The organism is Shewanella sp. UCD-FRSSP16_17, assembly GCF_001675935.1.
GTDB lineage: Bacteria > Pseudomonadota > Gammaproteobacteria > Enterobacterales > Shewanellaceae > Shewanella > Shewanella japonica.
Genome location: NZ_LZFV01000046.1, coordinates 137737 through 150000 on the forward strand (window position 1 = coordinate 137737; position 12264 = coordinate 150000).

9 protein-coding genes are annotated in these 12264 nt (G+C 42.3%); 5 read left to right on the forward strand and 4 right to left on the reverse strand.

The window, feature by feature from the left end; all coding sequences use genetic code 11:
* Window positions 1–270: 270 nt before the first annotated feature.
* The 3 genes from A9267_RS17745 to glnA form a co-directional block, all read right to left on the reverse strand.
* Window positions 271–1482: a dicarboxylate/amino acid:cation symporter gene (locus tag A9267_RS17745; protein WP_065110159.1), complete on the reverse strand. Its 1212-nt coding sequence runs from the start codon at window positions 1480–1482 to the stop codon at window positions 271–273.
* 93 nt (window positions 1483–1575) lie between these two features.
* Window positions 1576–3795, reverse strand: a complete 2220-nt coding sequence (locus tag A9267_RS17750) for a carbohydrate-binding family V/XII (protein ID WP_065110160.1) — start codon at window positions 3793–3795, stop codon at window positions 1576–1578.
* 187 nt (window positions 3796–3982) lie between these two features.
* On the reverse strand, window positions 3983–5392 hold the full coding sequence (glnA, locus tag A9267_RS17755; RefSeq protein WP_055025348.1) for a glutamate--ammonia ligase: 1410 nt from the start codon (window positions 5390–5392) through the stop codon (window positions 3983–3985).
* Window positions 5393–5862: 470 nt separating this feature from the next.
* Between glnA and typA the strand changes: the two genes are divergently transcribed.
* From typA to glnG, 5 genes are all read left to right on the forward strand, one after another.
* Window positions 5863–7680 carry a translational GTPase TypA gene (gene typA, locus A9267_RS17760; RefSeq protein ID WP_055025409.1) on the forward strand — a complete coding sequence of 606 codons (1818 nt, stop codon included), beginning with the start codon at window positions 5863–5865 and terminating at the stop codon, window positions 7678–7680.
* A 191-nt stretch (window positions 7681–7871) separates the two neighbouring features.
* Window positions 7872–8183: a pyrimidine/purine nucleoside phosphorylase gene (ppnP, locus tag A9267_RS17765; protein WP_055025349.1), complete on the forward strand. Its 312-nt coding sequence runs from the start codon at window positions 7872–7874 to the stop codon at window positions 8181–8183.
* A gap of 91 nt (window positions 8184–8274) precedes the next feature.
* A complete protein-coding gene (locus A9267_RS17770) occupies window positions 8275–8817 on the forward strand; it encodes a DUF4124 domain-containing protein (protein ID WP_055025350.1) in 543 nt (180 codons plus the stop codon).
* Between the two features lie 132 nt (window positions 8818–8949).
* Entirely contained in the window at window positions 8950–9987 is a 1038-nt protein-coding gene (gene glnL / locus A9267_RS17775) for a nitrogen regulation protein NR(II) (RefSeq protein ID WP_055025410.1), read from the forward strand.
* A 30-nt stretch (window positions 9988–10017) separates the two neighbouring features.
* Window positions 10018–11433 carry a nitrogen regulation protein NR(I) gene (gene glnG, locus A9267_RS17780; RefSeq protein WP_055025351.1) on the forward strand — a complete coding sequence of 472 codons (1416 nt, stop codon included), beginning with the start codon at window positions 10018–10020 and terminating at the stop codon, window positions 11431–11433.
* 91 nt (window positions 11434–11524) lie between these two features.
* Here the strand turns inward: glnG and A9267_RS17785 are convergent, their stop codons facing one another.
* Window positions 11525–12103: an outer membrane protein gene (locus A9267_RS17785; RefSeq protein ID WP_055025352.1), complete on the reverse strand. Its 579-nt coding sequence runs from the start codon at window positions 12101–12103 to the stop codon at window positions 11525–11527.
* Window positions 12104–12264: the final 161 nt, after the last annotated feature.

Below are 12264 nucleotides of genomic sequence, written 5' to 3' on the forward strand. Positions count from 1 at the left end.
GCATCTGTTATACGCCTTAAAATGACGTTTATTTTTCTCATACTTAGTCAATTAATCTACATAATGTTGCATGAGCTAAGTGTAAAATAATGTTACAAAATTTGATGCGCATTGTTACATATGCTCAAAGACTGTTCAACCATTAGCGTCGAAAACTGAATAGTTACTCTAGTTGCAATGAATGGCCTATAGCAATAAGCAGTAAAAGCCATTCTCACAATCATCAAACCTCGTTATTTAGATAATAAAACACGCTGATTGATAAACGATTTAACCGACTGATTCGGCCTGATATTGTTTACCATTAATTCGCTCAATAATCTGCGTTGCGGTTAAATCATGCACTACGTTAATCACGGTTGATGCCGCATCTGTAATTGCTCCCAGAATCACCAAGATAGGGATCACCTCAAGGGGCAGTCCCAAGGTGGTGACAATAAAGATTTCTCCAAGAAAAGCGCCTCCCGGCACTCCACCTATCACAAACGCAGACAATACCGAAATTAAAATGGTGAGCATGAATACCTCAGAGGTAAACTCCATCCCCAGTAACGAGTATATAAACACAATTTTAAGGGCCGTGATCATTGCTGCACCGCCTTTATTTAAGTTCACCAATAACGGCAAACTTATCTCAGCAATCTGCTCATTCAAGCCCATTTTGCTGGCACTGCGAATATTGACCGGTAAGGTCGCAAGTGATGAACTGGTGCCCAATGCTGTTACTGCTGGTGCCAGCATATGTTGCCAAAAGCGCTTTACGCCCTGAATACCGCCACCAAGCCATGCGTATACTGTTGACCCTAAGGTGAGGTAGACCAGAGTCGCCACCAAGAATAATCCCACGGCACGGGCAAAGGTGCCCATTAACTCTGCATCTTGGCTGGCCATAGTGGCAGCAAAATAGGCGCCCAAGCCAATGGGCGCAAGATACATTAATATGGCAATGATTTTCATGATGACAGTATTTAAGCTATCCAGTAACGCAGAAACTTTACGCCCATCTTCGCCTGATTGACCAATGGCAATGCCACTAATCACTGACATAATAATTAATGCCAAAATATTCGATTTAGACAATAACCCCACAAAATCATTCGCTGTCAATAAACTTACAAAATCCATACTCCCTGCGGTTTCCACAGTCTCTTTTAGCTCAAGCGTCACCCCTTGAGCAGGATCATATGCCAGTGCTAACAACACAATGCCCATTGCGGGGATCATAGCCATCATCACCGATACCGCCATGATCGAGGCGAGAATCGCTCCTAATGCTTTTAAGTCAGTCATTTTGGCAATCGATGACATAACGCTAACTGCAACTAATGGCACGATAATCATGAACAATAAATTCAGAAAAATTTGCCCGATAGGTTTAAGTTTTATTGCCATTTCTGGCAGTAAAAAACCCAATATCCCACCCAGCATTAACGCCACAAGTAGAATTATCGATGAGCGATAAGCTTTAAGTGTGTTCCACATAAATCCATTCCATTATTAACATCTGATTTCAATCTTTATTTCAATGATGCAGAAGTGAATAAAGCCTGTAAAAACAGGCTTTATTCATCTGAACTAGCGACGTCCCCTAGCATGACCTTCTCTTGCCATACCGGATTGACGAGCTTGTCGTGAACGATTCAAACTTTGATGATCAAAGCCGCCAGTAGGACGGCTACGGTTAATTGAATTATTCATATTTGAAGGCCGTGTTGTCGGCCTACTTGACGGCATAGTAGAAGGCCTAGACGTGGGCTGAGTCGATGGACGACTAGACGGCAAAGTTGAAGGCTTGCTTACACTGCTAGGTTTACTCAAATCACGAGTAGACGGCGCAGTATTCCATTTACCATCACTGCGATTTTCCCACTTACCTTGATTATCACGAGCCACGTTGCCGTGCTTATCGGCAAACACATCATTTGTACGATTCTTGTTGTGCGTCGCTTTTTTAAGGTTTTGATTAGCAATTGCAGGGCTGGCTAACCGATCTCGGGTCGCAGGGCGTTGATATAAGTTATCTCGACCGACTCGATTACCATTAATATTAGCTTTATTCATTCTATTGGAAATTTTAGWACGATTACCGACATTGATACTGTTMCCAATGTTGATGTCACCAGTATTGATCACTACAGGACGGCGATACCCGCCACCATAGTAACCACCACAACAACGATAAGGTCGATGATAACCATAACCTCCGCCCCACACGACGCCTGCACGGAAAAAACCATTACTCCATGTCACACCCACATTCCAGCCTGTCCAAGGGTTATAGCCAACATGCAAGCCCCAGGTGGGTGGACGAGGATAATAATAGCGGCCCCAATAAGGTGGGTAATACCAGCCCGTACCGTAAATTGGTACGCCATAGTATGGATACGACCACATATAACCTGGGGTATATCCAACATACACCACCTCTGGGGTTGAATCATAAACTTGCACATAGGTCGTGTTATAAACAGGTGAGCTAGCCGGTATTTGCGCGATTTCTTCATTCGGGATCTCATCAGCAACAATCCACGGACCTTTAGCCGTTTTTGATGTAAACCACACACCATTATCAACGGCGTAATACACCTTATTAATCAACAAGACTTGGGTAGAGGTATTCACAGCATAAGAAACGGCTGTGCCAGTTACAGCTTCAAACTTAGGTTCGCCGTCATATTCGACTTCTAGCTTGGCTTCATCACGTTTAATGGCTGCAGTTTGTGGAATTTGCGCATCGAGCATCGCTTGATTAGCTTCATCAGTGCCAGCAACTGATACTCTCAAGCCACCAATATCAGACTCAGGTGGAATATCATTAAAGCTTTCAGGTAACTTATCACCTCTCACAAAGGCCCAAGGACCAGCTTGTTTTTTCGACTTAAACCAGCGTCCAGAAAGCAAAACATACATGTCGCCTGAACTGGTTTCTCTAATCCACGGTGTTTCGGTATTACTAACGTACAATAACTTACCATCAATCAGACTCAGCCATTTAGGGGCACCATCTGTCGAAACTAACTCAGTTGGTTCATCAGAAGTAATAATGTGCGGCGCATTAGCCGTACTTTTAGCTGGCTCGTCATCTTCGGTATTAACCATACTGACCAAGTCTTCAGGTGGATAAAGAGTGACTTGCCAAGGCCCCATTGGATCGTCCGCAACGTACCAATAAGTCCCACTGCTCAAGTACAGTTTTTTAGACTTTTTATCTCTAGCCACTGCGAATGGCGTATTCAGTATTCGCTCGTAATCACTATTGTCGATATCACGGAATTGAGGTTCGCCATCATAAGACAGCAACACACTCAGCCTTGAGCTGAAAATAATTTCTGGCGCGTCATTTTTAATATTATCTAAACTGCGTTTAACTTGGTCTGCAGTTTCTAAACTGGCAGAAAGGCGTGCCATTGAGATTTCAAAGCTGGTGCTCGCTAATGCTTCAGATACCGTATCGGTAAAGGTTTGCTGATCTTCTTCAGTTGATGACGGCCAGCGGACTTCAGTCACCTGAATATTACGCACAGTGGTGACATCGTCATTAGTATCGATTCTGGCACTAAACCAAAAAGCGCCAAATACTGGGTCTGCTTGATCTTTCACTTCAAACGACATAGCAGCACGACTTTGCAATACATTGCCATTAAGAGACTCTGGTTGTGGCTGATATACCACTAACGTACCTAGCTTAGTTTCGACTTCTTGAGGCCATTCGAGAGCCATTGCAGAAAAGGATGAAAGACAACACACTAAAATACACATTAATTTGATAAACACTCTTGGTAGTTTTTCTTTCATAACAATTCCTTGGCGATGCTTCTATACCTTTAACGCTAGCATAATTGAAGAAATTTTAAACAATCTTTATCTTTTTTTTACGTTAGAGATTGAAATAATAAAGCTGTAACAAAAAAGCCCTTGATGATTATCATCAAGGGCTTCGAATTTAGCCGATGGCCAATTTACATGAGCGTTAAGCTAAGGCTTATAAGCTGTAGTAAAGTTGGAATTCCATTGGGTGAGTAGTACGAGATACTTGCTCACATTCTTCAGACTTAAGTGCAATGTAAGACTCGATAAAGTCTTTACTGAATACATCACCTTTAGTTAAGAATTCGTGGTCAGCTGCTAAGTTTTCAAGAGCATTCTCTAGAGACGTTGCAACTTGTGGGATCTCAGCCGCTTCTTCAGCAGGTAGGTCATATAGATCTTTATCCATTGCTTCACCTGGGTGAATCTTGTTTTGGATACCGTCAAGACCAGCCATTAGCAATGCAGAGAATGCTAAGTATGGGTTAGCGGTTGGATCTGGGAAACGTGTTTCAATACGACGAGCTTTCGGGCTTGGTACCACTGGGATACGGATTGAAGCACTACGGTTACGAGCAGAATATGCAAGCATTACAGGCGCTTCGAAATGTGGAACAAGACGCTTGTATGAGTTAGTACTTGGGTTAGTGAATGCATTCAATGCACGAGCGTGCTTGATGATACCACCAATGTAGTAAAGTGCAGTTTCACTTAAACCTGCATATTTATCGCCAGAGAATAAGTTAACGCCATCTTTAGCTAAAGATTGGTGAACGTGCATACCACTACCGTTATCACCAACAATTGGCTTAGGCATGAATGTCGCAGTTTTACCGTATGCATGAGCAGTGTTATGAACAACATACTTCATAATTTGGATTTCATCAGCTTTGTTTGAAAGCGTGTTGAAACGTGTCGCAATTTCGTTTTGACCCGCTGTAGCAACTTCGTGGTGATGCGCTTCAACTACTTGACCTAATTCTTCAAGAATTAGACACATTGCACTACGAATGTCTTGTGATGAATCAACTGGTGCAACTGGGAAGTAACCACCTTTAACGAATGGACGGTGACCCGTGTTACCATCTTCGTAGCTAGTACCTGAGTTCCATGCCGCTTCTTTCGCGTCAACTTTTACGAAAGTACCTGACATGTCAGTACCAAACTTAACGTCGTCAAATAAGAAGAACTCTGGCTCTGGACCAATTAAAACTGTGTCAGCAATACCGGTAGATTTTAAGTACTCTTCTGCTTTCTTAGCGATTGAACGTGGGTCACGCTCATAACCTGTCATAGTAGAAGGTTCTAAAATGTCACAACGAATAAGACCAGTCACTTCTTCAGTAAACGGATCAAGTAAGAAAGAAGAAGGATCTGGCATCAATACCATGTCAGATTCGTTAATACCTTTCCAACCGTTGATAGATGAACCATCGAACATTTTGCCATCTTCAAAGAAATCTTCGTTTACTTGATGAGAAGGAATAGAGACGTGCTGCTCTTTACCTTTAGTGTCTGTAAAACGTAAATCTACGAACTTAACTTCTAGTTCTTCAATTTGTTTTAATATTGATTCAACTGACATTCTTAAGCCTCCGGTAGGGTAAAGGGTTGTCCCTTAATATAATCTTGTTATTCGTCAGACAAACTATCTGCTTTGCGAATTTGTTCAATTAAAAGCTATTTCCATGCCAGAAAGGTAAGTGATTGATTTAAAGCTTAATAAAAAAATCACTAGCCATAGAAAAAGCCATATTGCACAAATACGGTGCACCACTATGATCACAATTGGTGCAAAAGTCCATTTCGGTGCAGGGTTTTTAGCGCATGAATTGATCTAGTTCATTAAAGCGTCATTTTATTGCGGCAGTATGATCCTTTTTCGTTTTTATCTTCTATCTTTAGTGTTTAATTTTTTATTAAAAACGACCTGTTCAAAAATAATCCTATCTACTCGGCGCTCGGTGGAGTAGAATGGCACGCTTTTTTATAGTGGCTATACTTATCAGCCCTATAAACTCCTATTTTTTATTTGATGGTATAGAGGTTTTATCCGTGTTAGAGAATTTACGTAACATCGCCATTATTGCTCACGTTGACCATGGCAAAACGACCTTGGTAGACAAGCTATTGGCTCAGTCAGGCACCCTTGAAAGTCGAGGCGAAGCCGCAGAACGTGTAATGGATTCTAACGATCTTGAAAAAGAACGTGGTATCACCATTCTGGCAAAAAACACTGCCATCAAATGGAACGACTACCGTATTAACATCGTAGACACTCCTGGTCACGCCGATTTCGGTGGTGAAGTAGAACGTGTTCTATCTATGGTAGATTCAGTTTTATTATTAGTAGACGCAGTTGACGGCCCAATGCCTCAAACTCGCTTTGTTACTAAAAAGGCATTCGCACAAGGCCTTAAGCCAATCGTTGTTATCAACAAGATTGACCGCCCAGGTGCACGTCCTGATTGGGTTATCGACCAAGTATTCGACTTATTCGACAACTTAGGTGCAACTGACGAACAGTTAGATTTCCCTATCGTTTATGCTTCTGCATTAAACGGTTTCGCGACGCTTGATCCTGAAGAAACAAGCGAAGACATGACACCGCTTTTCCAAGCGATTGTTGAGAAGGTTTCTTCTCCTGATGCGGATGCTGAAGGTGAGTTCCAAATGCAAATCTCTCAACTTGATTACAACTCATACGTAGGTGTTATCGGTGTTGGTCGTATTAAGCGTGGTAGTGTTAAAACTAACCAGCAAGTCACAATCGTTGATGCTGAAGGTAAAACTCGTAACGGTAAAATGGGCCAAGTATTAGGTTACATGGGTCTAGACCGTCACGAAGTTGCTGAAGCCAACGCCGGCGATATCGTTGCGATTACCGGTTTAGGTAACTTACAGATTTCTGACACTGTTTGTGGTGTTAACCAAGTTGAAGCATTACCTGCATTATCAGTTGATGAGCCAACGTTAACAATGACTTTCCAAGTGAACACTTCTCCGTTCGCAGGTAAAGAAGGTAAGTACGTTACTTCACGTAATATCCTTGAGCGTCTAGAACAAGAACTCGTCCACAACGTTGCACTACGTGTTGAAGAAACTGATTCTCCAGATCGTTTCCGTGTTTCTGGTCGTGGTGAGCTTCACCTTTCGATCTTAATTGAAAACATGCGTCGTGAAGGTTACGAATTAGCAGTATCTCGTCCAGAAGTTATCACCAAAGAAATCGACGGTGAGATGTGCGAGCCATTCGAAACATTAACTGTTGACGTTGAAGAAGAGCACCAAGGCACCGTAATTGAAAAATTAGGTATGCGTAAAGGTGACATGAAAGATCTACAACTAGATGGTAAAGGTCGTGTACGTATCGACTTCATCATTCCTAGCCGTGGCTTAATCGGTTTCCAAACTGAGTTCATGACTGCAACTTCTGGTACAGGTCTTATCTACCATTCATTCGACCATTACGGTCCAGTGAAAGGCGGTGATATCGGTCAACGTGCTAACGGTGTATTGATTTCTAATGCAACAGGTAAAGCCCTAACATTCGCATTATTCGGTTTACAAGACCGTGGTCGTCTATTAATCGGTCACGCTGCAGAAGTTTACGAAGGTCAAGTGATTGGTATTCATTCACGTTCTAACGACTTAACTGTTAACTGTCTGAAAGGTAAGCAGCTAACCAACATGCGTGCATCAGGTACAGATGAAGCACAAGTGTTAACTCCGCACATCCAAATGACACTTGAGCAAGCACTTGAGTTCATCGATGATGATGAGTTAGTTGAAGTAACACCTGAAAATATTCGTGTTCGTAAGCGTCATTTAACAGAAAATGACCGTAAGCGTGCTAGCCGCTCAGGTAGCTAAGTTTAGCTAACGTAATTTGAATATGAAAACCCGCTCAGGCGGGTTTTTTATTGCCTGTAATTCTAATAAGTACCAGTACAGCAAATAAAAAACTGATTTCATCTAACCTATAACCTAACAGTCTTTATATTCACTTTAAACGAATATATATTCACCCCTACTTATTATCTCTTAGGTTGGAATATCGCAAAATGTCTGTGATTCAAAATGTTAACGTGGCTAATCAAGCCAATATTTACTTTGATGGTAAAGTCATCAGCCGCACAATTCATTTTACTGATGGTAGTCATCAAACCCTTGGGGTTGTGCTACCTGGTGAATATAACTTTGATACCAGCCAAGCTGAAATCATGAACATCACTTCTGGTAAGTTTGAGGTGTTATTACCTCATGCCACAGATTGGACAACCGTCAAAGCAGGCGAATTATTTGAATTAGATGCCAATGTTAACTTTAAAATTCGCACTAACGAAATCAGTGAATATCGCTGCCAGTACAAGTAATTAGCGTCAGCAGTTCATCAGTAATTGCTGATTTTATGTTAAAAAGAAGCTAGTATTAATGTGTTGAACGCCAAAGGTGAAGGAATCCCACATGCGCTTAGTCTTAATCATTAGTCTCATTTTAACCAGTATTGTCCTCTCAAGCAGCCATGCAACGGTTTATCGCTGGGTAGATGAGAATGGTAAAGTCCACTACAGCGACGAGCCAAGGGAAAATGCCGAAACAGTAGAGCTCAATCAAAATACGCAAAATAGCATTTCTGTTCGTGTTCCTGCCGAAGTGGATTCCAATACAAAACCAGCTGAAGCGGTTACCTACAGGGTGAGAATCGTTAATCCCACTCAAGAAGAAACCATCAGAAGTAACCAAGGAAACTTCACTGTTGTCGCCAGTGCGGCGCCAGAACTACCCAATGGTTATTTACTTGCACTGTATATTGACGACATTCTTTATGGTCAGCCTCAATCCAGTGCAATCTTCAATGTCACTGAAGTAAATCGCGGTGAACATAATCTTGTCGTTAAGATTTTGACCCAAAACGGCAAAGTCCTTGCATCAAGTTCTGCTAGAAAGATATTTCTACATCAGGCTTCCATTCTTAATAAACCTAGACCAACACCTAGGACTGAATAAAAATATTGTTTTTCATATAGATAGAGAAACAATATTAAAAGATTATTAAATTGATTGTCGATGTAGAATAAGTTGCTTAGTGCACCATACTGGTGCAACATGGTGGTGCAACTTCAATATGCAGGACAATTGATGGATACAAATAATCTGCTGAATCATTTAGTTACCGCTGTTCTTGTTATCGATAGCAAGCTGATGCCTCATTATGCCAATGCGGCAGCTGAGCAGTTGTTAGGGATCAGTGTAAATAAATTGCGAGAACAGCGTTTGCCTGAACTCTATCAGTTTATGGGAGTAGAATCTGAACTCTTAATTGATTCGGTAAAAGCCAGCCAAGGGATTACAGTTAATACTGCTGCGTTAATAACCCTTGACGGTGTGCACCACATTATTGATATCACCTTGATCCCCATGGAGCATGAAGATGACTTAAGTCTGCTCGAGCTAAGACAAGTCGATCAGCAACATCGTATCCACCAGCAACTAAACTTAGATGCCCAACAACAAGCTGCGCAATTCTTAGTGCGCAACCTTGCCCATGAAATTAAAAACCCATTAGGCGGCCTCAGAGGTGCAGCCCAGTTACTTTCACGTGAGTTAGCTGAGCCGCAATTAAAAGAGTTCACCGATCTAATTATTGAGCAAGCCGATAGGCTAAGAAACTTGGTTGATAAGCTATTGGGACCACAGCGTCCTACCCAGCATACCGAACACAATATCCACCAAGTAGTGCAAAAAGTCTTAAAACTGATTGAGTTAACCCTACCGGATAATGTCACGTTAGCGCGAGATTACGATCCATCCATTCCCGATATGAATATGGATCCTGATCAACTGCAACAAGCCGTGCTTAACATAGTACAAAATGCCACTCAGGCGCTTGAGAAAACCGGTGGCGAAATACTCATTAGAAGTAGAACCCAGCATCAAGTCACTATTGGCACTCAAAGGTTCAAATTAGTATTGGCGCTATCGATTATTGATAACGGACCTGGGATCCCGGCAGAACTACTGGATACATTGTTTTATCCAATGGTAACAGGCAGAGAGGACGGCTCAGGTTTAGGCTTATCGATTGCGCATAATATTGCACGATTACATGGAGGTCGCATTGATTGCGTATCGGCACCAGGGCACACAGAATTCACCATTATCCTGCCATTACAATAACATGCCATTGATGGCTATTGAGGAAGTAACATGAGTATAAGCGAACAAGTTTGGATCCTCGACGATGATAGTTCTATTCGCTGGGTATTAGAAAGAGCCCTACTGGGTGCCAAGATTTCTACTGCCAGCTTCGCTGCGGCCGAATCATTATGGCAAGCATTAGAAATCTCACAGCCTATTGTGATTGTGTCAGATATCCGCATGCCTGGAACTGATGGCTTAACCTTGCTTGATCGCTTACAAATGCACTACCCGCATATTCCAGTCATTATCATGACGGCGCACTCTGATTTAGACAGTGCCGTCAGCGCTTACCAAGCGGGGGCATTTGAGTATTTACCAAAACCATTTGATATTGATGAAGCCATTGCGTTAGTGGAACGTGCACTGACTCATGCAACCGAACAAGTCCCTCCGCCAGCTGAAGAACCCGAAGTGGTGAAAACCCCTGAGATCATTGGCGAAGCACCTTCAATGCAGGAGGTATTCCGTGCGATTGGTCGCCTATCTCGTTCATCCATTAGTGTATTAATTAATGGTCAATCTGGTACTGGTAAAGAACTGGTTGCTGGCGCACTGCATAAACACAGCCCTCGTAAAGATAGCCCTTTTATCGCATTGAACATGGCTGCTATTCCAAAAGACCTAATAGAGTCTGAACTATTTGGTCATGAAAAAGGCGCCTTTACTGGTGCAGCCAATGTCCGCCAAGGTCGCTTTGAACAAGCCAATGGCGGAACTCTGTTTTTAGATGAAATTGGCGACATGCCACTTGATGTGCAAACCCGCCTTTTACGTGTTCTTGCCGATGGGCAGTTCTATCGCGTCGGCGGCCATGTGGCAGTACAAGTCGATGTGCGGATTATTGCCGCAACACACCAAGACTTAGAATTATTGGTGCAAAAAGGCGATTTTCGTGAAGATTTATTTCACCGCTTAAACGTGATTCGAGTTCACCTACCACCACTGTCGCAGCGTCGTGAAGATATTGCTCAATTGGCCACCCATTTTTTGATTTCTGCAGCAAAAGAAATCGGTGTAGAGCCAAAAGTACTGACAAAAGAAACAGCAACCAAATTAGAGCAATTACCTTGGCCCGGTAATGTTAGACAACTTGAAAATACTTGTCGCTGGTTAACGGTGATGGCCTCAGGCCAAGAGATTTTGCCTCAGGATTTACCCGCTGAGTTACTTAAAGACCCAGTCGCTTCAGGTGAAAGAACTGACGGTGTTTCAGATTGGCAAGTGGCATTAACCCAATGGATTGATGAAAAGCTATCAGCGGGTGAAAGTGATTTGCTCACAGAAGTGCAACCAGCCTTTGAGCGGATATTATTAAAAACAGCGCTCAAGCATACTCAAGGTCATAAGCAAGAAGCGGCAAAACGTTTAGGCTGGGGGCGAAACACCCTCACGCGTAAACTCAAAGAATTAGAAATGGATTAATTTACGACAAGAGTTAAAACAAAAAGGATAGCGAAAGCTATCCTTCTTTATTTACACTCGCTTTATCTTTTTATACTAAAGACCACTCAGTTTAAAACTGGTAATGCAGCCCTAATGCTAACTGCGAAGTATCTGCATCAATATCTAGCATTTCAGAACGATCGGCATCTAAGTCACCGGTGGCATACTCATAACTTAAACGTAAGCGCAGTGATTCGGAAACAGCAGCTGTTATGCCAACACCGTAAAGCACATTAACACCACTCCAATCGGCAGTATCAAAGCCTTCGTCATAATCGTAATCTGGGTCAACTTCGAGTGCACGAATCGCTAAGCCCACTTTACCAAAAACAGAAAAGGTATCATTGATAGCCCAAGTAAATTTCGGCGCAGCCGAAAAAACAGCTAAACCAAGATCAACACGACCATCTTGAAGATCATTGGTCAGCATCCATTTTCCTTCAATGCCAAACCAATGATTGAAGTTATAACCACCATAAGCACCGAAACCTGCACCAGAATCGTCAAAACTGCCGACTTCCAGTTGTACATTACTCAGTTCACCACCCACATACCAACCCGTATCGCGGGCTTTATGTTCTTCGGCTGTGACATTAAAAGATAAACCGACCATTAATATTGCACTTGCTACTACAGATAAGCGTTTCATTATCATTCCTTAATAATTCTATCAGCGCAGGCAGCATAGCAGAAAGCACTCACTCATCAATCATTTCAAATGTAGGTATTTGTTCGAAAATGTGTCAATAACGATAAGCTAATAAAAAGGAGCATTGCTGCTCCTTCTTATCATTAACTAATAGGTTAATA